Raw genomic sequence first — 21,684 nt, 5'->3', positions numbered from 1 at the left:
CGTGCCCGCTTTTGATTTGGCTTTTTGCTCTACAACACTCAAGCCGGCCGGTAGGCCGCTGTAAGAGCAGAACCGTCAGCGGCCGTTACCGCAGCAACGGATATGTACTCAAACCCGGCACGCTAAATCGACAACCCCTTGAAGTGCTCCTGCAAAAACTCCACACACGCCCGCAACTTCCCGGAGTAGGCCAGCCGCGTCGGGTACACCGCCCACACGTTGGCGCTCTGGGTGTAGTCGTGCAGCACCTGCACCAGTTTCCCTTGCTCCAGCAGCGGCTTCACATCCCACATCGAACGCAGCAACACGCCGCGCCCGTCCAGGGCCCATTGCAAGACGATCTCGCCGTTATTCGACGACAACGGCCCGCGCACGCGCACGCTGTCCTGCACGCCATCGCGCTCCAGGTGCCAGATGCCAAACGCGTTGTCGCGCTCCTTGAGCACCAGGCAGTCGTGCTGTTCCAGGTCGCTCAAGTGCTGCGGCACACCACGGCGTTCGAGGTAGGCGGGCGCCGCACACAGCACCCGCCGGTTACTCACCAGCCGGCGACCGATGTGTTGCCCGGGGATGTCGTCGCCCACGCGAATCTCCAGGTCGAAACCCTCGCTGACGATATCCACCACCCGGTCGAACAGGTCCAGGCGAATCTCCAGGTCCGGGTATTGTTCGGCCAATAGCGACAAGGCCGGTGCCACATGGTTACGACCGAAACCGAAGCTGCTGCACAAATGCAGGTGGCCGCGCGGGCTGTCGTGGGCGTCGGAAAGCTCGTCGGACAACTGCTGGAAGTCTTCGAGAATCCGCACGGCCCAGCGCTGCACGCGCTCACCGTCTTCGGTCAGGGCGATACGGCGGCTGGTGCGGTGCAGCAGGCGGGTGGCGAGGGTGGTTTCGAGAATCTGGATACGCTTGCTGACGTAGGCCGGGGACAAACCCAGCTCGTCGGCAGCCGCAGCAAAGCCGGCCTTGCGGATCACGGTCAGGAATACCCGCAGGTCTTCAGGTAGGGGCACGGTATCTTTCTTGTTGTTCATCAGAAACAGGCATGGCGGCATGAACCGCCAGAATAGCACCGGTATGGCGAAGGAGTTTCTGTGGTGAGGGCGCTTGCTGTGGCAAGGGAGCTTGCTCCCGCTGGAGTGCGTAGCGCTCCCAAAGATCTTGGGGCCGCTGCGCAGCCCAGCGGGAGCAAGCTCCCTCGCCACAGGGGATTGGTGTTTAAGGGTTACTCGGCGGCGATCTTCGCCTGGGCGGCGGCCCGTGCATGGCGGCCGTGCTTGAGGGCGATGGGCGCCATTTTCTCGCGATCCAGTTCACCTTCCCACGCAGCCACCACCAGCGCCGCCACGGCATTGCCGATGATGTTGGTCAGTGAGCGGCATTCAGCCATGAACCGGTCCACACCCAGGATCAGCACCATCGCCGCCACCGGTACCGTCGGCACCACCGCGAGGCTGGCGGCCAGTGCGACAAAACCTGCGCCCACCACCGCACCGGCGCCTTTTGAGGTAAGCATCGCCACCGCCAGCAGGGTCAGTTGTTGCTCCAGCGTCAGGTCGATATTGGTCGCCTGGGCCAGGAACAGCACCGCCAGGGTCATATAGATGTTGGTGCCGTCCAGGTTGAAGGTGTAGCCGGTGGGCACCACGATCCCCACCACGCCTTTGGACGCGCCAAGGCTTTCAAGTTTCTGGATCAGTTGCGGCAGCGCAGATTCGGAGGAGCTGGTGCCCAGCACGATCAACAGTTCAGCCTTGATGTAGGTCAGCAGCTTGAAGATGCTGAACCCCACATACCGGGCGATGCTGCCCAGCACCACGGCGACGAAGAAAAACGCGGTGACATAGAACGTGCCCACCAGTTTCAACAGCGGCAGCAGCGAGCCCAGGCCGTATTTGCCGATGGTGAAGGCGATGGCCCCGAAGGCCCCGATCGGCGCGACGCGGCTGATCATCCCGACGATGCGGAAGAACACTTCGCTGGCCTGGTTGATCACGCCGACCAGGGGCCGGCCCTTCTCGCCGATCATCACCAGCCCGAGGCCAAACAGCACCGACACAAACAGTACCGGGAGGATTTCTCCTTTGGAGAAGGCGTCGAAGAAGGTAGTGGGGATCACATGCATCAGGAACCCGGTGACGCCTTCGCCGTGTTCGGCCTGGCCGACAAAACCGGCGATGGCGGAGGTGTCGAGGGTCTTCACGTCGATATTGAAACCCACGCCGGGGTGCAGCAGGTGCGCGGCGAGGATGCCGATTACCAGGGCGATGCTGGAGACAATCTCAAAGTACAGCAGCGCCTTGCCGCCGACGCGGCCCACCTGCTTCACGTCGTGCATGCTGGTGATGCCGGAGACCACGGTGCAGAAGATGATCGGGCCGATGATCATCTTGATCAGCTTGATAAACCCGTCGCCCAACGGCTTGAGGTCGATGCCCACCTGAGGCCAGTGGTTGCCGATCAACACGCCCAGCACAATGGCGATGATCACCTGCACATACAGGGTTCCCAGCAGTTTTCTGATTGTCATTTTTATTATCTCGAGACGTTTTTTGGGCAAGCAGATCCCGTCGCAGGCTGTTTCAAGCCTGCGGGGCGGGATCGGTCAGGTCAGCGGTTCATAAAGGCTCAGCGAAGGAAGGTCAGGACTTCGCCGAGCAGCACTTCAGGGATTTCTTCTGCGATGTAGTGGCCGGCCGGCAGGGCCTTGCCACGTACGTCGGTCGCGACTTTCTGCCATTCCTTGAGGGGTTCGAAGCAGCGCCCGACGGTGCCTTCGGCGCCCCACATCACCAGCAGCGGCAACTCCAGGTGGTTGCCCTTGTCGATATCGGCGCGGTCGTGCTCAAGGTCGATGCCAGCGGCGGCGCGATAGTCCTCGCAGATCCCGGTGGCGGTGCCGGGCAGTTTCAGGCAACGCAGGTATTCGGCGAAGGCTTCATCGGTGAACGGCTTGAGCCCGGCACTGCGGCTGCCCATGACGCTGCGCAGGTAGAGTTCCGGGTTGCCTTCAATCAGGCTCTCGGGCAACGGCGCCGGGCGGATCAGGAAGAACCAGTGCCAGTAGGCGCGGGCAAAGGCTTCGTCGGTCTGGGCGTACATGGACAGGGTTGGTGCGATGTCCAGCAGCACCATGCGCTGCACGGCCTTGGGGTGGTCCAGAGCCAGGCGATGGGCGACGCGGGCGCCACGGTCGTGGGCCAGCACCGAGAACTTGTCGAAGCCCAGCGCCTTCATCAGCTCGACGCCGTCGCGGGCCATTTCGCGTTTTGAATAATTGGTGTGATGGTCAATGGCGGCGGGCTTGCTGCTGTCGCCATAACCGCGCAGGTCGGCGGCGACCACGGTGAAGTGTTCGGCCAGTTGCTCGGCGACCTTGTGCCAGATGACGTGGGTCTGCGGGTGCCCGTGCAGCAGGAGCAGGCCGGGACCCGCGCCGCCTTTGCGGTAGCTGATGTCCACACCGTTGACGTGGCGCTGGTCTTTTTGGAATCCGGCGAACATGGAATGACTCCTTGTGATGATTGCTTGCATCCTGAAATCACACGGCGCCCGGGGCAAGGGGGAAAGCGTGGAGGGGTTGTTCATGAAGTGTGTTGAAGCCCGATCTTTCAGGCAGTGCAGGTCAACGGTGGGAGCTGGCTTGCCTGCGATGCAGGCAACTCGGTGTATCAGTCGCACCGAGGTGATGCCATCGCAGGCGAGCCAGTTCCTACCGTTGGGTTGCGTCGCCCAGGCGACTTCATCCTTGCTTGAACAACGCCTCGGCCCGCTGGCGAACTTGCGCCTCGGTCAAGTCCTCCTTGCGCGTGGCCAGGAACCACACATGCCCGAAGGGGTCTTTCAGCGTCCCGGAACGGTCACCGTAAAACTGATCCTTGGGTTCTGAAATCGCCGTGCCGCCGGCCTTGATGGCCTGGGCGAACTGTTGGTCGACATCTTGCACATAGAGATGCAGGCACACGCTGGGGTGTTCTTTTCCCGGACTGCCGAACGACATTTCGCCACAGGGCGAGGCCATCATGATCGCCGAATCGCCAATGCGCAGTTCGGCATGGCCGATCTTGCCGTCGGGCATGCCCAGGCGCATGACTTCGGTGGCACCAAAGGCTCGTTTGTAGAACTCGATGGCTTCAGCGGCTTTGTCGATGCCCAGGTACGGCGTGATGCTGTGGTAGCCCTCGGGAATGGGTTTAACGCTCATATCGTTCTCCTTGATGGTGGTTGTGGAGGGACGGCTTTTTCACTATAGGCCACGTGCGCCGTGGCTTGCGGGCAGCCGACGAGGTGTTGCCCAGGCAACAGCAAACCGGCAGTTTGCTGCGCCAAGGGCGGTCTGCCGCGCGTATATCGGGAGCAAACCCTTGTGTTTGAAGGCCAGGCGCCTCAGGCACAGAAGCTGCAATGCCTCTGGCAAACCATTCGCCCGAGAGCGTTGTATGTCTGTACTGCCTGTATCTGCCGATTACCCGATTCACACGCCCCACGCCGAGTTGATCCGCGACGAGGCCCACGCACTGGCCGTTGCCCGCCGAGTCGCTGCCGTGTTGCTGGAACAGGACGCCGAGCGCGATCGCACCCGCCAGGTGCCTGCGGAGGTCGTCGACCTGTATTCCAACAGCGGTCTGTGGGGCATCAGCGTGCCCCGCGAGTTTGGTGGTGCCCAGGTGTCATACGCGGTGTTGGCCCAGGTGATTGCGATTATCTCGGCGGCCGACCCTTCGCTGGGGCAAATCCCGCAGAACCATTACTGCCTGCTGGAAGATATCCGCCTGCAAGGCACGCCCGAGCAGCAGGCGTACTTTTTTGGCCTGGCGCTGGAAGGGCATCGGTTTGCCAATGCGCTGTCGGAAACCGGCGGCAAGAACGTCCAGGACATCCAGGCGACCATTCGCCGGCAAGGCGATGGCTATGTGATCAACGGTCGCAAGGGTTATTGCACCGGTTCGCTGTATGCCCACTGGCTGGCGGTGCTGGCGCTGGATGAACAGCAGAATGCGCAATTGGCGTTCGTGCCGCGCGGCACCGCAGGCCTGGTGGTGGTCGACGACTGGGACAGCATGGGCCAACGCACCACCTCCAGCGGCACGGTGCTGGCCGAAGGCTTGAAGGTGCCGGCGTTCAATCTGTTTCCTACCCATCGCTCCTACGATTCGCCGACCCTGGCCGGGCCTTTCGCTCAATTGACCACCGCCGCCATCGATGCCGGCATCGCCCGTGCCGCGTTGCGTGACACGGTGCAGTTCGTCCGGCAATTCGCCCGTCCATGGATCGATGCCGGGGTGGAAAACGCCAGTGAAGACCCGCTGACTATCATCCAGGTCGGCGCGCTGGATATTCGCCTGGAAGCGGCGGAAGCCTTGCTGGAGCGGGCCGGAAAGGCCCTGGACGCCGCGCGCCCGGCACCCGATGAAGACAACGTTGCCCACGCCTCCCTGGCTGTCGCGCGAGCCAAGGTACTGACCACTGAAATCGCCATTGAAGCCAGCAACAAGCTCTTCGAACTCGGCGGCACCCGCTCCACCCTGAAGAAGCACAACTTCGACCGTCACTGGCGCAATGCACGGGTGCATACCCTGCATGACCCGGTGCGCTGGAAGTATCACGTGGTGGGCAACTGGCTGCTCAACGGCGCCAAGCCACCGCGTCACGATTGGTCTTGACCCATGGCCGAGCTGTTTAAAAACATCTATTGGGCCGACATCGGCCAAGCCTGCCTGGAAACCCTGAGCATGCTCAGCGCGGCCCTGGGTTTTACCGTGCTGCTGGGGTTGCCGCTGGGGGTGCTGTTGTTCCTCACCGGCAAGCGCCAGTTGCACGAAACCCTGGTGGTGTATCGGGCGCTGTCGGTGGTGGTCAACGTGCTGCGCTCGCTGCCGTTCATCATCCTGCTGATTGTGCTGATCCCGGTGACCACCCTGCTGGTGGGCACCTCCCTGGGCGTGGCCGGTACGATTCCGCCGTTGGTGGTGGGCTGTACGCCGTTCTTTGCGCGGCTGGTGGAAACCGCCTTGCGCGAAGTCGACCGTGGCGTGGTGGAGGCCACCCAATCCATGGGCGCCAGCACCTGGCAGGTGATCCGCCACACGCTGTTGCCGGAAGCCCGGGGCGGGCTGCTGGCAGCGGTCACTGTCACCGCGATTGTGCTGGTGGACTACACCGCCATGGCCGGGGTGATCGGTGGCGGTGGCCTGGGCGACCTGGCTATCCGCTACGGCTATCAGCGTTTCCAGACCGACGTGATGGTGGTCACCGTGTTGCTGCTGTTGGTGCTGGTGCAGGCCCTGCAGATGACCGGTGACCGTTTGGTGGCGCATTACAGCCGCCGTTGATTCCTATAACTAATGCCTTCGGAGCAACCATGAAAAAATCCCTGGCCATCTTGGCCGCTGTCTTGTCCTTCAATGCCGTTGCCAACGAGACGCTGGTCGTCGGCGCCACGCCCGTGCCTCACGCCGAGATCCTCGAGTTCGTAAAGCCGGTGCTGGCCAAGGAAGGCGTGGACCTGCAAATCAAGGTCTTCACCGATTTCATCCAGCCCAACCAGCAACTGGCGCTGAAGAACATCGACGCCAACTACTACCAGTACCGGCCATTCCTGGATGACTACAACAAGACCCGGAATACCAACCTGGTGCCGGTGGTCGGTGTGCACATCGAGCCTTTCGGCGCGTACTCGACCAAGATCAAAAATATCTCGGAGTTGAAAGACGGCGCGACAGTGTCGATCCCCAACGACCCGGTCAACACTGGCCGCGCCTTGGTGCTGCTGGACGAAGCCGGCCTGATCAAGCTCAAGGACCCGAGCAACACCCTGGCCACGCCGCGGGATATCGTTGAAAACCCCAAGCACCTGAAAATTCGTGAACTGGAAGGTGCGTTGCTGGCCCGCTCGGTGAGCCAGGTGGACCTGGCGTTCGTGTTTGCCAACTACGCCCTGGAAGCGGGGATCGACACCAACAGCGCGTTGATCGTCGAGAAGGGCAAGAGCCTGTATGTGGAGTACCTGGTCGCGCGCCCGGACAACATCAATGACCCTGGCATCCAGAAACTGGCCAAGGCGTTGAACTCCGATGAAGTGCGCCAGTTCATCCTGACCCGCTATAAAGGCCAGATTGCCCCGGGATTCTAAGACCCATACAGATCCAAGGTGGGAGCTGGCTTTTGTGGGAGCCGGGCTTGCCCGCGATAGCATCACTGCGGTTTGCCAGAAAAACCGAGGTGCTTGCATCGCAGGCAAGCCAGCTCCCACATTGATTGGGTTCACACGTCAGGGATCAGGGGTGGGCTCCAAGAGTTGTGCCCCAGGCCCGCGCTCACCCAGTACGTCGTCGTGATTGCGCAGCGGGCACGCCTCCAGCGACAGGCACCCGCAGCCAATACAGCCGTTGAGTTTGTCCCGCAGCAACATCAGTTTTTCGATGCGCTGGTCCAGGTCCTCACGCCATAGCGCAGACAGGCGCTCCCAATCGGCAGCGTTGGGCGTGCGGCCATCGGGCAAGGTTTGCAGCGCGTCATGGATCGTCGCCAGGGGAATGCCCAAACGCTGGGCAATCTTGATCACCACCACCCGGCGCAACACATCCCGCGGATAGCGCCGCTGGTTGCCGGCGTTGCGGTGGCTCTTGATCAATCCCTTGGTTTCATAAAAGTGCAGCGCGGTAACCGCCACGCCACTGCGGGCTGCCAATTGGCCGACGGTGAGTTCTTTGGTGACCATGAAAAAGCCCTTGACCTTGACTTAACTAGAGGTTTTACCCTGCGTGGCATCGAATCGCAAGATTGTGCCTACAGTGAGAGGGGAATGTTCATGCAGGTATTAGAGAAGAGTCTGAGTTTTACCCAGATGGTCGAATTCCACATCGAGCCTCAGCAGCAATCCGCGTTGGTAGCGGCCCTGTCATCCCAGAGCGAGCGCCTGGCCCAGGGCCATGGCGGCTTCATCAATGCCAGCGTGCAGGTCAGCGATGATGGACGCCGGGTGCTCAGCTACCTGCAATGGCGCTCCCGCGAGGAGGGGGAAGCGGCCTTCAAGTGTTTTGAGCACGGTGAGGAAGATTTCTGGACGCTGATCCGCGCCCACCAGGCCACGGCGGTGACCTTCGGTTCGTTCCAGGTGCTGCGCAGCATCGAGCGCAGCCATGACAACGCTCTGCACTGCCGCCTAAATTGACAGGTGCAGCATGCGCTCGCCCTGTACGTTTTCGCCGGGGCGTCGCTTGTTCACCGCCAGCTCGCCGATCTTGATCAAACGGGTACGGGTCACGTTGCGGCTCAGGCCCAGCAGGTTGGCGGTGTGCACCTGGTTGTAATGGCTGAAGCGGTAGGCGGCGCGCAGCAGCGCATCCTCGACCTTTTCATGCAGGGCCCCGGCCTGTTCCTCGAAGAGCTTTTGAAAGGCGCGTTCCAGCAGGGCTTCGGCGCTGTTGTCGGTGCCGTGCTGGCTGTCGTCCTGACGCTCGATGCGCATGTTCGACAGGCGCAGGTCGTCGCGCTCGATCACCCCATTGCGGCAGATCAGCAGGGTGTGGTGGATCACGTTTTCCAGCTCGCGGATGTTGCCCGGCCAGCTGTAGCTTTTGAGTTTCTGCTCGGCCTCGCGGCTGATGGTGATCGGGCCGTAACCCAGGCGCTGGCTGTAGGCTTCGATGAAATGCCGGGTCAGTGGCAGGATGTCACCGGGCCGATCCCGCAGGGGGCTGAGTTCGAGGCTGACCACGTCTAGGCGGTAGTACAGGTCTTCGCGGAAATGCCCGGCATTGATGGCTTTCTCCAACTGAACGTTGGTGGCCGCCAATACCCGCACGTCGATGGGAATGCTTTTGCGTGAGCCCAGGCGCACCACTTCGCGTTCCTGCAGTACCCGTAGCAGCTTGACCTGGATCGCCATCGGCAAGTCGCCGATTTCATCGAGGAACAAGGTGCCGCCGTCCGCCTCTTCGAACCAGCCGGCCTTGGCACTGAGGGCGCCGGTGAAGGCGCCTTTTTCATGGCCGAACAGCTCGGCTTCCACCAGGGATTCGGAAAACGCGCCGCAGTTCACGGCCACGAAGGGCCGGTTGCGCCGGGCGCTGAGGTTGTGGATATGGCGCGCCACCAGCTCTTTACCGGTGCCGGTTTCGCCGATGATCAACACGCTGGCTTCGCTGGGCGCGACTTGCTGGATGTGCGCCAGCAGCGCCTGGGATTTGGGGTCTTCGAAGACCTGGGCCGTGGCGCGGATCGAGGTCGCAAGAGCGGGCGAGGGCGGTAAGGTTAAAAGCTGCATGGGCACCTCTTCTAGGAGTAGAACGTGGGAATCGGCAGGGACTGGTTCAACGCCCAGTCCCCCAGTTCGTGGAGCTTGTAGTCCACCGGGTCGTGCAAGGTTTGCGTGCGCAGGTTGCGCCAGTGCCGGTCCAGGCGCAGCGAGGCGTGGGTGGAGCGCGCGCCGGTGACTTCGAACAGGCGGCTGCACAGTTCCAGGCCGTTGCGGGTGGCGGCGACTTTGGCCGTGGCGATGGCGATGGCCAGCTCGCCGCGCTCGCCTTCACTGAGGCTCGGGCCCTTGGCCCAGGCCTGGTCCAGCAGTTCGGCGGCGCGTTCCACCAGCAGGCGCACGCCTTCCAGCGCGACCCAGAATTCGCCGTAGTGGTTGAGCACGTACGGGTCCTGGCGAATGTCCTGCACCGTGGATTTATGCCAGGGCCGGGTTTCGGTCAGGGTGTAATTCCGGGCTTCGGCAAACGCGCCTTCGGCGATGCCGAGGAACATATGGGTGAAGGTCAGTTGAGCGATCAGCGGGCGCAGGCAGGCGAAGGGCGTACTCAGCGGGCCGGGATCGAGGAGCAATTCCGACTCTTCCACGCGTACCCGTTCGAAGCTGGCGCTGCCGCTGTCGGTCTGGCGCTGGCCGATGTTGTTCCAGTCATTGTGCAGGGTGATGCCACTGCGCCCGCTGGGGATGGCCGCGATCAGCAGCTTGCCGCCGGCGCTTTCATCCACCGCCGAGGCGATCAGCATTTCCGAGTCGCTGGCACCGGAGCAAAAGCTCTTCTTGCCGGAGAATTCGCGCCAGCCGTTGTAGGCCTTGACCACTGTGCGCGTGTCCAAGGGGTTGAGGGCGTTGCCCCAGAACCAGTTCTTGCGCGCGGTTTGTTCGAACCAGGGTTGCCATTGCTCCGGGCGTGAGAACAGGCGAACGGTGGCGAGCATCAGGTGATGAAAACCGAAGACGTGGGCGATAGAGCTGTCGACCTTGGCGAATTCGCGCACGATCTCCAGGGTTTCGCTCCAGCGGGCGCCGAGGCCGCCGTATTGGGTGGGAATGCTCAGGGCCAGCAAGCCGCTTTGGCGCAGGGCGTCACGTTCGGTCTTCGGTGTGCCGCCGCGCTCGTCGCGTTCGACGGCAGTGAGGGCAAATTCGGCGGCCAGCAGTTTGGCGGTCTGCAAGGGTGAGGGCAGGACGCTGTTGGGTTTGGCTGTCACGCGGTATTCCTCATGGTGTGCCGGGGGGGGCCCCGGCAGACGGCAGGTCAGGCCTTGGCTTTTGCCGGCAGGACGTCGTTGGCAATCATTTCGCCGAACGGCCCGGTGAGGTTGGTGACGCCGCGCCCGGCCAGGCTGGCGTAGGGTTCCGGCAGCAGCGGGAACACCAGTTCGGCAAAGCGATACGCCTCTTCCAGGTGCGGGTAGCCGGAGAAGATGAAGCTTTCGATGCCCAGATCTGCGTATTCCTTGATGCGCTCGGCGACTTGCTGAGGGTTGCCCACCAGGGCCGTGCCCGCGCCGCCACGTACCAGGCCGACGCCGGCCCACAGGTTGGGGGCGATTTCCAGGTTGTCGCGGCGCCCGTCGTGCAGGGCGGCCATGCGCCGCTGGCCTTCGGAGTCAAAGCGCGAGAAGGATTTTTGCGCGGCGGCGATGGTTTCGTCGCTGATGTGCTCGATCAGTTTGGCTGCGGCTTTCCAGGCGTCTTCTTCGGTTTCGCGCACGATCACATGCAGGCGAATCCCGAATTTGACGGTGCGCCCGTGGCGGGCGGCGCGCTCACGCACGTCGGCGAGTTTCTCGGCGACGGCGGCCGGTGGTTCGCCCCAGGTCAGGTACACGTCCACCTGTTCGGCCGCGAGGTCGTGGGCGGCGTCCGAGGAACCGCCGAAGTACAGCGGTGGATATGGCTTCTGCACCGGTGGGTAAAGTGCCTTGGCGTTCTGCACGCGCAGGTGTTTGCCTTCGAAATCCACCGATTCGCCCTGCAACACGCGGCGCCAGATCTTCAGGAATTCGTCGGTCACTTCGTAGCGTTCGCTGTGATCGAGGAAGCTGCCGTCGCCGCGGTTTTCGTCGGGGTCGCCGCCGGTCACCACGTTGATCAACAGGCGGCCACCGGACAGGCGGTCGAGGGTGGCGGCCATGCGTGCGGAGACGGTTGGCGAGATGATCCCCGGGCGAATCGCCACCAGGTAACGCAGGCGTTCGGTCAACGGCACCAGCGCCGAGGCAATCACCCAGGAGTCTTCGCAGGAGCGGCCGGTGGGAATCAGCACGCCGTGGTAGCCGAGGTTGTCGGCGGCCTGGGCGACTTGTTTCAAATAGTTGAGGGTGACCGGGCGAGCACCCTGGGTGGTGCCCAGGTAGTGGCCGTCACCGTGTGTAGGCAGAAACCAGAAAACATCCATGACAAATCCTTAAGCGATTTTCAGCAGAGAGGTGGGATGCGCGGCAAACAACGGCGCGGCGCGTTCTGCAGCAAGGCGAATGCGGGCCTTCAAGGGCTCACTGGTTATGTGGTAATCGGTGAAATCGGCCTCGGTGGCGTACACGCCAATGGGCAAGGTCAGGGCCTGGAAGAAACTGAACAGCGGGCGCAACTGGTGATCGAGTACCAGGGCGTGGCGTTCGCTGCCGCCGGTGGCCGCCAGCAACACCGGGGTGTTGATCAGGGCGTTGAGGTCGAACAGGTCGAACAGGTGCTTGAGCAGGCCGGGGTAGGAGCCGCGATACACCGGCGCGGCAACGATCAGCAAGTCGGCCTGTTCGATGGCCTGCAGTTGCGCTTCGACGTCGGCGGGCAATTCCTGGCGCGACAGTGCGCCGCCCAGCGGCCGGGCAATGTCGCCCAGTTCGATCAGGGTGGCCTGGATCGGCAATTGATCGGCCAGTTCGGCCAGCACCGCCTGGGTCAACACCAGGGTGCGGGACGGACGCCAGGTTCCGCCGGAGAGGGCAACGACATTCAGTGGACGGGTCATCAACAGTTCCTTTTTCAACAGTGGCTCAGGGCAAGAGCATTAGCAGGGCTTGAGCAAGAGCTGTACCAAGCTGTGCAGCCCTTGACTGGCGTGGCCTCTGTGCCAGGTGTTGGAAAATGGTGGTGTTGTCTGCCTGGTGTTTTGTTGAATGACTGTTGCCTGGGAAACAGTTGCCAGGCGAACAGTGGCGTGAGTGTTGAGGCCATTTATAGAGGGTTGTGTTTATTCCGTAAATGAACGTATTTCCATATTTATAGACCTACATGGAATATGAGTCGCGACTATCAGAAGTGTCGCAAAGGTTGATAGCGACTATCACGGCTGATGATTTTTCACCGTGCAGGGGCGGGAGTAGCCTGTACTCATTGACTTCAGCCCGTTTCGCAGGACCTTCGCCATGAACCGTTTTCTCGCCATTTCCGTATTGCTTGTCACCTCAGTCCTTGCCGGTTGTGCGACACATTCGTCGCCCGAACTGCGTGGCTACTCGGCCGAGGAGAGCAAGGAACTGGCGCTTGAAGCCCTGAGCCGTCGAGGCCTGTCATTTGATGAATACCAACAGAAGAAAGCCGAACTGACCGGCCAGCCACAGAACACCTTCGGTTTCGACCGTCAGGGTGAGATGAATGCCGAGCGCAGCATGACGCTGCACGGTCGCCCCAGTTGAGTCAGTGGCGAGGTCTGAAGAGCCCGAGGTTTCCTACAGGAACCTCGGGCTTTTTGTTTGCCATCCGTTTCCCGGAGCCTGTTAAGCTGAATTTCAGGAGCGTTCCTACGCACTTTTAAATAAAGTGGTCTTTCTTTAACGGCACGGGATCAGGTAAACCATCTTCCTTCCTGATTGCGGCCCCTGAGACGTTGTTCTCGGGAACCTGCTCTGCGAGTCTTTAACGTCATGAATAAACGTCCGCTGTATTTCGACTACGCCGCCACCACGCCGGTGGATGAGCGGGTCATCCAGGTGATGGTTGAGTGTCTGGGCTTCAATGCCAACTTCGGCAACCCTGCGTCCAGTTCCCACGCGTTCGGCCAACAGGCCCGGCAAACGGTTGAGCAGGCACGGGGCCAGGTGGCTGAGTTGGTCGGCGCCGAGCCGGCACAGATTGTCTGGACCTCCGGTGCCACCGAGTCCAACAACCTCGCCATCAAGGGCGTTGCCCAGGCGCGCGGCGTGGCCGGCGGGCACATCATCACCAGCCAGATTGAACACAAGGCCACGCTCGACACCGCTCGCCAGTTGCAGGAAGCCGGGGTTGCCGTGACGTACCTGGTGCCGGACGCCGAGGGTTTGATCAGTGTCGAGGCGGTGAGCGAAGCATTGCGTGAGGACACCTTCCTGGTGTCGCTGATGCTGGTGAACAACGAGCTGGGCACTCTTAACGATATCCGGGCGATTGGCGCACGCGTGCGCGAGCATGGCGCGCTGTTTCACGTGGATGCGGCGCAGGGCGCAGGCAAGGTCGAGATTGACCTGGCCGAATGGCCAGTGGACCTCATGTCATTTTCCGCACACAAACTCTATGGTCCCAAGGGTATCGGCGCGTTGTACGTCGGCCCACGTGCGCAGCAGAAAGTGCTGGCGCAGATTCACGGCGGTGGCCATGAAGGTGGTTTGCGTTCGGGCACCCTGGCAACTCACCAGATTGCCGGCATGGGCACCGCGTTTGCCCTGGCGGCAGCGTCCTTTGCTGAAGAAAAGGCGACCATCGTTGCCTTGCGCGAGCGCCTGCTGGAACAGCTGAATACAATTGCCGGGGTGCGCCTCAATGGCAGCCTTACCCAACGCATTCCCCACACCCTGAGCCTGACGTTCAGCGAAGGCGAGTTCAATTCCGCCGCCTTGAGCGCGGGCATTGCCTTCTCGGCCACTTCGGCCTGCAATTCGGCGAGCAATGCACCGTCCCATGTGCTTATGGCGCTGGGCCATGACGCCCGCAGCGCAGGTCGCACCATTCGCTTGAGCCTCGGGCGGTTTACCACCGAGCAGGATATCGATCAGGCGGTACAGTTGATCAAGGCGGCACTGGCCAGCGCACCGGCGTTCTGGGCCGTTTGACCCCATAACAATTATTAGTGGTTAGCAGGAGACACGATGAGCACACAGCCTTTGACCCATGGAACGGTTCCCCAGCGCCTGGCGCACACCCGCGAACTGATGAGCCGCGAGGGCATTCATGCCCTGTTGGTGCCGTCGGCGGACCCGCACTTGTCCGAATACCTGCCGGGTTACTGGCAGGGCCGTCAGTGGTTGTCGGGTTTCCATGGGTCGGTGGGCACGCTGATTGTTACTGCGGATTTTGCCGGTGTATGGGCAGACAGCCGCTATTGGGAACAGGCGACCAAGGAACTCAAGGGCAGTGGTATCGAGTTGGTCAAGCTGCAACCCGGCCAGCCCGGGCCGCTGGAATGGCTCGCGGAGCAGACGCCGGAAGGCGGCGTGGTGGCCGTTGATGGTGCGGTCATGGCCGTGGCCTCGGCGCGCACCCTGGGCAGCAAGCTGGAGGCACGTGGTGCACGCTTGCGCACGGATATCGACTTGTTGAATGAAGTCTGGCAAGACCGTCCAACCTTGCCGAACCAACCGATCTATCAACATCTGCCACCCCAGGCCACCGTCAGCCGTGGCGAGAAGCTCGCAGCCCTGCGTGCCAGCTTGACGGAAAAGGGGGCCGACTGGCATTTCATCGCGACCCTGGATGACATTGCCTGGCTCTTTAACCTGCGGGGTGGCGACGTTTCGTTCAACCCGGTGTTTGTCTCGTTTGCCTTGATCGGCCAGCAGCAGGCGACGCTGTTTGTGGCCCTGAGCAAAGTCGACGCCGAGCTTCGCGCGGTGCTGGAACAGGATGGCGTGACCCTGCGCGATTACAGCGAAGTCGCAGCGGCGTTGAAGGACATTCCTTCGGGCGCGAGTGTGCAGGTCGACCCGGCCCGGGTGACCGCCGGCTTGCTGGAAAACCTGGGCAGTGGCGTCACGCTGACCGAGGGGCTTAACCCGACCACCTTGGCCAAATCGCGCAAGAGCCTGGCGGACGCCGAGCACATTCGCCAGGCCATGGAGCAGGACGGCGCGGCCCTGTGTGAATTCTTCGCCTGGCTCGACAGCGCGTTGGGCCGTGAGCGCATCACCGAGCTGACCATTGATGAGCACCTGACGGCAGCGCGTACCCGTCGTCCGGGTTATGTGTCGCTGAGCTTCAATACGATTGCCGCATTCAACGCCAACGGCGCGATGCCGCACTATCACGCGACCGAGGAAGAACACGCGCTGATCGAGGGCGATGGCTTGCTGCTGATCGACTCGGGTGGCCAATACCTGGGCGGCACGACCGATATCACGCGGATGGTGCCTATCGGGACGCCAAGCGAAGAGCAGAAGCGCGATTGCACGCGGGTGCTCAAAGGTGTGATTGCCTTGTCCCGCGCGCATTTCCCCAAGGGCATTCTTTCGCCGCTGCTGGATTCCATCGCCCGTGCGCCGATCTGGGCCGAGGGTGTGGACTACGGCCACGGTACCGGTCATGGCGTCGGCTATTTCCTCAATGTGCATGAAGGCCCGCAGGTGATCGCGTACCAAGCCGTCGCGGCGCCGCAAACGGCAATGCAGGCAGGCATGATTACCTCCATCGAGCCCGGCACTTACCGGCCGGGCCGCTGGGGTGTGCGCATCGAGAACCTGGTGTTGAACCGTGAAGCGGGCAAGACCGAGTTTGGCGAGTTCCTCAAGTTCGAGACACTCACGCTGTGCCCGATCGACACCCGTTGCCTGGAGCCGTCGTTGCTGACGGTGGAAGAACGCCAGTGGTTCAACGATTACCACGCGCAAGTCCTTGAGCGCCTGAGCCCGCTGCTCAGTGGCGCGGCACTGGAATGGTTGCAGGTGCGTACGGCCGCTATCTGAGGGGCTGCAGCTCGGGCGCCTGGGTCAGGGCATCGGCCATGTAGTCGATAAACGCTTTGACCCGGGCGGACTGGCGGCGATTGGGTGCCGAAACGGCATGAATCGGCAGCGACTGCGGGGTGTAGTCCTGCAGCAAGGCGACCACCCGGCCGGCCTTCAGGTCATCAAAGAACAACCACAGGGGCGACAGTGCAATGCCGTGCCCCGCCAATACCATCTCGCGTATAGCCTCGGAGTTATTGCTCTGGGCGTTGCCCTTGATCTTGACGCTGTGCCGCGTCCCGTCCTTTTCGTAGACCCATTGGTTCTGGCTGCTGAGCAGGTTGAACAGCAGGCAATTGTGCCGGGCCAGCTCTTGCGGTGTTTGCGGCGCCGGGTGTTTGGCCAGATAGGCCGGACTGGCGAGGGTGACCCGGTGAGTAGTGCCGATCTGCCGGGCGATCAGGCCGCTGTCGCGCAACTCGCCGATGCGCAGGGTAACGTCCAGGCCTTCGCTGACCAGGTCCTGATTTTGATCGTTCAGTTGCAGGTCAACCTGTACCTGTGGGTATCGATCGAGAAATCCCGCCAGGCGTGAGGCGATGTGCAGGCGACCGAAGCTCACCGACGAGCCAATGCGTAACGGACCGGCGACAGCCTCCTTGCCGGACTGGAAGCTGTGTTCTGCAGCATCCACCGCCGCGAGGATTTGTCGGCAATGGCTGTAGTAGCGCTGGCCTTCGTCTGTCAGGGAGAGTTTGCGGGTGCTGCGGGAAATCAGCTTGCCGCCCAGTTCTGTCTCCAGTGCACGCAGTACTTTGCTGATAGTGGGCTGAGTGGTCTGCAACTCCCGGGCAACCGCAGAGAAACTCCCGCGCTCGATCACTCGAACGAAAATGGCCATTGCGTTGAGCTTATCCATGGAGCTACCGATTCATGCCAAATGAGCATGGTCACTATAGCCGTTTGGCGTCTTATCGGCATGAATGGCCGGGCACATCATGGTGATCACTTCCTGATGAATCGAGATCGCGACCATGACTGATACAACTCAAATGCACGCCCTGGTGGTGGATGTGGCGAATGGGCCGTTACGGCTGGCAACGATTCCAAGGCCGACGCCTGGGGATGGTGAGGTGCTGGTGAAGATCAAGGCCAGTGGCCTCAACCCGTTGGATGGGAAAATTCGAGCAGGCGAGGCGGCCCATGCCCGTCAGCCGTTGCCGGCTGTGATTGGCTTGGACTTGGCGGGGATCATCGAGACGGTGGGCCCGGGTATCAACGAGTGGAAGGCGGGCGACGAGGTGTACGCCCTGGCGACGGGAGTGGGCGGCCTCCAGGGTTCGTTGGCGGAGTTTGCCGTGGTGGATGCGCGCTTGCTGGCGAGAAAACCCGTGACCCTGAGCATGCGCGAAGCCGCGGCATTGCCGCTGGTGCTGATCACCGCATGGGAAGGGCTGGTGGACCGTGCGCATGTAGGCCCGGGGCATAAAGTACTGATTCAGGGCGGTGCGGGTGGTGTAGGACATGTCGCCGTGCAAGTGGCTAATGCATTTGGCGCCGAGGTGTTTGCGACCGGTTCAGCCAGGCAGCAGGCGTTGATCGAGGGGCTGGGCGCCACGTTTATCGACTACCAACAGCACACCGTCGAGGAGTATGTAGCCTTGCACACGGCGGGCGAAGGTTTTGACATTGTGTATGACACGGTGGGCGGGCCGACGCTGGATGCATCCTTCCGGGCGGCCAGGACTTATCACGGGCATGTGCTGAGTTGTCTTGGCTGGGGTTCTCATAGCCTGGCGCCGTTGTCGTTTCGCGGGGCGACTTACTCCGGGGTGTTTACCCTGCTGCCGATGCTGACGGGCAAGGGGCGGGAGCACCACGGGCAGATCCTTGCCGAGGCGGCGCAGTTGATTGATGACGGGAAGCTCGCGCCGATTCTCGACGGGCGTCAATTCGACCTGCACTCGGCAAACGCCGCCTGCGAGTTACTCGCCGGCGGCGCTCAAGGGCGTCTGGTGATTGAAATCTAGCTCAGCGCTTCGCGGACAAACTCCAGGCGGTCCTGGCCGAAAAACAACTGGTCGTCGACGAACATCGTAGGCGCCCCGAATACGCCGCGCTGGATGGCGTGCTCGGTATTGTCCTTGAGGGTGGCCTTGACGGCATCGTCATTCGTCAACGCGAGGACTGCTTCGGGATCAAAGCCGTGTTCAGCCAGCACCGCAGCCACCACAGCAGGATCACCCAGGTGACGGCCTTCTACCCAAAGGGCACGGAACAGGCAATCGATGAAATCCTGAAAACGCTCGGGTTGGCGCATTTGGACACCGATGACAGCGCGCATCAGCGTCAATGTATTGATGGGGAAGTGTGGGTTGAACTTGAGCGGGACGTTGTAGCGCTGGGCGTAGCGCGCCAGGTCCTGCAGCATGTAGCGGCCTTTGGCGGGAATGGTGACCGGTGATGCATTGCCGGTGGCCTTGAACACCCCGCCCAGCAGCATTGGCTTGTAAATCAGCTGGGTGCCGGTTGCAGCGCACAGGCCTGGAAGTTGGGTGTAGGCCAGATAGGTGGCAGGGCTGCCGAGGTCGAAGAAAAATTCTACTGTTTTACTCATGCTGGATACTCGCAGTTTATTGTTATGGGGCGCGCTTACCAGGGTTCATTCCAGGGGCGCAGGTCCAGCTCGAAGGTCCAGGCGTCCCGGGGCTGGCTGTGCAGGTACCAATAGTTATCGGCGATGTGGTCCGGATTGAGAATGCCGTCCTGATCCTTGAGGGCGTATTTTTGCGGGAAGTTGTCGCGGATGAAGTCGGTGTCGATGGCGCCATCCACGACGACGTGGGCGACGTGGATATTCCGTGGGCCCAGTTCGCGAGCCATGCTTTGCGCCAGTGCACGGATCCCGTGTTTGGCTCCAGCGAACGCGGCAAAGCCGGCGGCTCCACGCAACCCGGCCGTGGCACCGGTAAACAGGATGGTGCCGCGGTTACGGGTGACCATGCGCTTGGCCACTTCCCGCGCGTTGAGGAAGCCTGAGAAACAGGCCATCTCCCAAATCTTGAAGTACTTGCGGGCGGTTTCTTCCAGGATGCTGCACGGCACATTGGCGCCGATGTTGAACACGAAGGCTTCGATGGGGCCCAGCTCGGTTTCAATCCGCTCGATCAGCGCGATAACGTCTTCTTCCTTGCGGGCATCGCAGGCAAAGCCATGCGCCTCGCCACCTGCTGCGTGGATGCTATCCACCAAGGGTTGCAGTTTATCGGCGCTGCGCCGGGTGACGCAGGCGACGTAACCCTCACGGGCGAAACGCTTGGCGATGGCACCACCTGTGGCATCGCCGGCACCCACTACCAGTACGATTTTCTTGTTGTTCGTCATGGGAGATCCTTTAGTAAACGATCGTTTGCCAAACGAACGTTATGCTACGATCCAGCAGGCGTCAAGCTGACAGCACAGTGGAGGAAGCGATGCGATATTCGGCTAGTCACAAGCAGCAAACCAGGGAAAAGCTTCTGAACAGCAGTGCGGCACTGGCGAAGAAAGAGGGTTTTGCCAGTGTCGGGGTGGATGGCTTGATGAAGGCCATTGGCTTGAGTGGCGGTGCGTTTTATAGCCACTTCGCTTCGAAGGATGAATTGTTCAGTTCGATTGTCGAGCGTGAATTGAGCCACAGCCTTGAGCGATTGAATGGCGACGGGGTGCAAAGCCGTGAGCGGCTGGATCGCTGTTTGAAGTTCTACCTGAGCATGGCCCATGTGGAGCAATCCGAAGCCGGATGTGCGTTGCCGAGCCTGGGGGCGGAGATTGCGCGATCTGATGTGGCCGTTCGTCAACAGACGCAGGACTGGATTTGCCGATTGCAGGTGGGGTGGGCAGCAACACTGGGCAGCGAGGCCCTGGCGTGGTCGATTCTGTCGCAATGCATCGGCGCCCTGGTGGTGGCGCGGATGATGGTCGACCCGCAGGTGCAGGCACAGGTCCTGTCATCGAACTACGAGGTGCTCAGCCAGCAGCTGTCGAGGCTGTGAGGTCATCGACAGTTACTTGCAGATGACAATCATGCTTCGGCTTGTGTAGCCGGCGGGGTTAAGACCGAACGGGTAGTCGCCTGGGTCTTCGGCGTTGTCCCCCGACTTGGCGATGACTTTATAGCCTTTGGCGCCACACGAATTAGCTGCACTGGCGTAGCACTGGTCCCAGGAAGAGGACAGGCCTGAGCAGTTGATATGCAGGCCCTTCTTTCCCCGTTTTACTTCGGTCTTGGTGGTCGCGGCACAACCTGCGATTGCCACAATCATGAACAGCATCAAAATTCGCTTCATTACTATCCTTAATAGCCGCCTCGCTTAAGTGCACGAAGCTGGCTTTGCTCGCTCTCGAGTGTAGCGTTCATGATGTCCTTATCGAAAATCTCCATGAATGACACTGGGTTACGACCTAAACATGGCCTAATTGAGCGGCAAATGCCATAGCTACGTCAAATCCTGAATCAATCGGCTGGAACGAGTGGTTTTGATTCGTTACGCATGGTCAGGGTTGCACCCACCGAGGCCAGGATAATGCAGGTGATGGCCAGCCATTGCGCCAGGGACAAGTGCTCTTGAAGGAAAAACAGCCCGGACAGGGCGCCGAACGCGGGTTCGATACTCATCAGGGTTCCGAACGTGCGGGCTGGCAGGCGAGTCAGGGCGACCATCTCCAGGGTGTAGGGCAGGGCGGTGGATAAAACCGCGACACCAATGGCGATCGGGATCAGCGAGGGTGTGAGGAGTGCGGCGCCCGCGTGGACGATACCTATCGGTGCAACAAACAACGCTGCAATCATTACGCCGAGGGCCGCAGTCTGAACGCCATTGTCGGCGCCGGCCTTTTGGCCAAACAGAATGTAGAGTGCCCAGCACGCACCTGCGCCGAGTGCATAGGCGGCGCCTGTGAGGTCAATGCCGCTGCTGGCTTCGCCCACTGGGATCAATAGCAGAAGTCCGACAATCGCCAAGGCTATCCAGAGAAAGTCTACGGCGCGTCGCGAAGCGTAGATGGCGACTGCCAGTGGGCCGGTGAATTCGAGGGCTACTGCAATTCCCAGCGGAACGGTGCGCAGCGACATATAAAAGAGGAAGTTCATTCCCCCCAGCGCCATCCCGTAGACGATCACCGTCTGCAACGACTTGGCTGTCAGCTTGGCGCGCCATGGGCGTAAAAGGAGCAGCATGATCACACTGGCGAAAATCAGGCGCAGGGTGGTGGTGCCCTGGGCGCCCACGATGGGGAACATGCTTTTGGCGAGTGAGGCGCCTGATTGAATAGAGGCCATGGCAATGAGTAGCAGGCCGACCGGAAACAGTGTCGAAGCCAGGCTACGCGGGGAAGTGGTCATTGAGGGTATTCGTCCGAGGTCGTATTGAAAGAAACCGAGTGGCTATGATGCTTAACTGTTGAGCGTTGGGCAATATATTGCTCAATTAGTTAAGGGTTCCTTCCTATATAGACGAATTCCGTGATTGTCGGGATGGATTGATAGAAAAGCTGAATTAAGGGTTGACGGCAGATTCTGGAAGT

At 61.3% G+C, this 21,684-nt stretch carries 23 protein-coding genes; 9 read left to right on the top strand and 14 right to left on the bottom strand.

From position 1 onward, the window contains the following. Positions 1-122: 122 nt before the first annotated feature. From HX818_RS19275 to HX818_RS19260, 4 genes are all read right to left on the bottom strand, one after another. On the bottom strand, positions 123-1,037 hold the full coding sequence (locus HX818_RS19275; RefSeq protein WP_173883068.1) for a LysR substrate-binding domain-containing protein: 915 nt from the start codon (positions 1,035-1,037) through the stop codon (positions 123-125). Positions 1,038-1,228: 191 nt separating this feature from the next. Continuing rightward, a complete protein-coding gene (dctA, locus tag HX818_RS19270) occupies positions 1,229-2,533 on the bottom strand; it encodes a C4-dicarboxylate transporter DctA (RefSeq protein ID WP_003207293.1) in 1,305 nt (434 codons plus the stop codon). Between the two features lie 98 nt (positions 2,534-2,631). Continuing rightward, on the bottom strand, positions 2,632-3,507 hold the full coding sequence (locus HX818_RS19265; protein WP_003207296.1) for an alpha/beta fold hydrolase: 876 nt from the start codon (positions 3,505-3,507) through the stop codon (positions 2,632-2,634). 238 nt (positions 3,508-3,745) lie between these two features. Then, positions 3,746-4,207 (bottom strand): VOC family protein, encoded by a 462-nt coding sequence (locus tag HX818_RS19260; protein ID WP_177020573.1) that lies wholly within the window; start codon positions 4,205-4,207, stop codon positions 3,746-3,748. 235 nt (positions 4,208-4,442) lie between these two features. Here HX818_RS19260 and HX818_RS19255 point away from each other — a divergent pair, with 235 nt between their 5' ends. Genes HX818_RS19255 through HX818_RS19245 form a run of 3 tightly spaced genes read left to right on the top strand, consistent with a single transcriptional unit; the run spans position 4,443 to position 7,135 of the window. Continuing rightward, the gene (locus tag HX818_RS19255; RefSeq protein ID WP_087695269.1) at positions 4,443-5,666 is read left to right on the top strand and encodes an SfnB family sulfur acquisition oxidoreductase; all 1,224 of its coding nucleotides are present in this window, start codon (positions 4,443-4,445) and stop codon (positions 5,664-5,666) included. A 3-nt stretch (positions 5,667-5,669) separates the two neighbouring features. Continuing rightward, positions 5,670-6,335, top strand: a complete 666-nt coding sequence (locus tag HX818_RS19250) for a methionine ABC transporter permease (protein WP_008430846.1) — start codon at positions 5,670-5,672, stop codon at positions 6,333-6,335. Positions 6,336-6,364: 29 nt separating this feature from the next. Continuing rightward, positions 6,365-7,135, top strand: coding sequence for a MetQ/NlpA family ABC transporter substrate-binding protein (locus HX818_RS19245; RefSeq protein ID WP_102369600.1), 771 nt, complete (start codon positions 6,365-6,367; stop codon positions 7,133-7,135). Positions 7,136-7,273: 138 nt separating this feature from the next. On the opposite strand, the gene soxR is transcribed toward HX818_RS19245, so the two are convergent. Continuing rightward, the gene (soxR, locus tag HX818_RS19240) at positions 7,274-7,723 is read right to left on the bottom strand and encodes a redox-sensitive transcriptional activator SoxR (RefSeq protein ID WP_177020572.1); all 450 of its coding nucleotides are present in this window, start codon (positions 7,721-7,723) and stop codon (positions 7,274-7,276) included. Positions 7,724-7,813: 90 nt separating this feature from the next. Here soxR and HX818_RS19235 point away from each other — a divergent pair, with 90 nt between their 5' ends. Further along, complete coding sequence (locus tag HX818_RS19235; RefSeq protein WP_032898632.1) at positions 7,814-8,176, top strand: antibiotic biosynthesis monooxygenase; 363 nt, start codon at positions 7,814-7,816, stop codon at positions 8,174-8,176. Here the strand turns inward: HX818_RS19235 and HX818_RS19230 are convergent. Genes HX818_RS19230 through msuE form a run of 4 tightly spaced genes read right to left on the bottom strand, consistent with a single transcriptional unit; the run spans position 8,168 to position 12,236 of the window. Next, positions 8,168-9,271, bottom strand: a complete 1,104-nt coding sequence (locus HX818_RS19230; protein ID WP_003210127.1) for a sigma-54-dependent Fis family transcriptional regulator — start codon at positions 9,269-9,271, stop codon at positions 8,168-8,170. The genes HX818_RS19235 and HX818_RS19230 overlap by 9 nt on opposite strands. A gap of 11 nt (positions 9,272-9,282) precedes the next feature. Beyond that, positions 9,283-10,470, bottom strand: a complete 1,188-nt coding sequence (locus HX818_RS19225; RefSeq protein WP_177020571.1) for an acyl-CoA dehydrogenase family protein — start codon at positions 10,468-10,470, stop codon at positions 9,283-9,285. A 47-nt stretch (positions 10,471-10,517) separates the two neighbouring features. Beyond that, the gene (gene ssuD / locus HX818_RS19220) at positions 10,518-11,663 is read right to left on the bottom strand and encodes an FMNH2-dependent alkanesulfonate monooxygenase (protein WP_177020570.1); all 1,146 of its coding nucleotides are present in this window, start codon (positions 11,661-11,663) and stop codon (positions 10,518-10,520) included. Positions 11,664-11,672: 9 nt separating this feature from the next. Further along, entirely contained in the window at positions 11,673-12,236 is a 564-nt protein-coding gene (gene msuE / locus HX818_RS19215) for an FMN reductase (RefSeq protein ID WP_177020569.1), read from the bottom strand. 397 nt (positions 12,237-12,633) lie between these two features. Here msuE and HX818_RS19210 point away from each other — a divergent pair, with 397 nt between their 5' ends. The 3 genes from HX818_RS19210 to HX818_RS19200 all read left to right on the top strand — a co-directional run bounded on the left by HX818_RS19210 (position 12,634) and on the right by HX818_RS19200 (position 16,137). After that, positions 12,634-12,903: a hypothetical protein gene (locus HX818_RS19210; protein ID WP_177020568.1), complete on the top strand. Its 270-nt coding sequence runs from the start codon at positions 12,634-12,636 to the stop codon at positions 12,901-12,903. A gap of 228 nt (positions 12,904-13,131) precedes the next feature. Beyond that, positions 13,132-14,292: a cysteine desulfurase family protein gene (locus tag HX818_RS19205; protein WP_003210134.1), complete on the top strand. Its 1,161-nt coding sequence runs from the start codon at positions 13,132-13,134 to the stop codon at positions 14,290-14,292. A 36-nt stretch (positions 14,293-14,328) separates the two neighbouring features. Next, positions 14,329-16,137: an aminopeptidase P family protein gene (locus tag HX818_RS19200; protein ID WP_177020567.1), complete on the top strand. Its 1,809-nt coding sequence runs from the start codon at positions 14,329-14,331 to the stop codon at positions 16,135-16,137. On the opposite strand, the gene HX818_RS19195 is transcribed toward HX818_RS19200, so the two are convergent. Beyond that, the gene (locus HX818_RS19195) at positions 16,130-17,038 is read right to left on the bottom strand and encodes a LysR family transcriptional regulator (protein ID WP_177020566.1); all 909 of its coding nucleotides are present in this window, start codon (positions 17,036-17,038) and stop codon (positions 16,130-16,132) included. The genes HX818_RS19200 and HX818_RS19195 overlap by 8 nt on opposite strands. A gap of 115 nt (positions 17,039-17,153) precedes the next feature. Here HX818_RS19195 and HX818_RS19190 point away from each other — a divergent pair, with 115 nt between their 5' ends. After that, positions 17,154-18,149, top strand: a complete 996-nt coding sequence (locus tag HX818_RS19190) for a zinc-dependent alcohol dehydrogenase family protein (RefSeq protein ID WP_177020565.1) — start codon at positions 17,154-17,156, stop codon at positions 18,147-18,149. Here the strand turns inward: HX818_RS19190 and HX818_RS19185 are convergent. Then, a complete protein-coding gene (locus tag HX818_RS19185) occupies positions 18,146-18,736 on the bottom strand; it encodes a 2-hydroxychromene-2-carboxylate isomerase (protein ID WP_177020564.1) in 591 nt (196 codons plus the stop codon). The genes HX818_RS19190 and HX818_RS19185 overlap by 4 nt on opposite strands. A gap of 35 nt (positions 18,737-18,771) precedes the next feature. After that, entirely contained in the window at positions 18,772-19,503 is a 732-nt protein-coding gene (locus HX818_RS19180) for an SDR family oxidoreductase (RefSeq protein ID WP_003210139.1), read from the bottom strand. 89 nt (positions 19,504-19,592) lie between these two features. On the opposite strand from HX818_RS19180, the gene HX818_RS19175 reads away from it, so the two are divergent. Beyond that, positions 19,593-20,153 carry a TetR/AcrR family transcriptional regulator gene (locus HX818_RS19175; protein ID WP_177020563.1) on the top strand — a complete coding sequence of 187 codons (561 nt, stop codon included), beginning with the start codon at positions 19,593-19,595 and terminating at the stop codon, positions 20,151-20,153. A 12-nt stretch (positions 20,154-20,165) separates the two neighbouring features. On the opposite strand, the gene HX818_RS19170 is transcribed toward HX818_RS19175, so the two are convergent. Both HX818_RS19170 and rhtA read right to left on the bottom strand, forming a co-directional pair. Continuing rightward, the gene (locus tag HX818_RS19170; RefSeq protein ID WP_003210144.1) at positions 20,166-20,447 is read right to left on the bottom strand and encodes a hypothetical protein; all 282 of its coding nucleotides are present in this window, start codon (positions 20,445-20,447) and stop codon (positions 20,166-20,168) included. Positions 20,448-20,614: 167 nt separating this feature from the next. Beyond that, a complete protein-coding gene (rhtA, locus tag HX818_RS19165) occupies positions 20,615-21,502 on the bottom strand; it encodes a threonine/homoserine exporter RhtA (protein WP_003210146.1) in 888 nt (295 codons plus the stop codon). Positions 21,503-21,684 lie beyond the last annotated feature (182 nt).

The sequence above is a fragment of the Pseudomonas sp. F9001 genome (assembly GCF_013385435.1).
Taxonomy (GTDB): Bacteria; Pseudomonadota; Gammaproteobacteria; order Pseudomonadales; family Pseudomonadaceae; genus Aquipseudomonas.
Note: the sequence above shows the minus strand (reverse complement) of the source record. Positions and strands in the feature narration are given on the sequence as shown.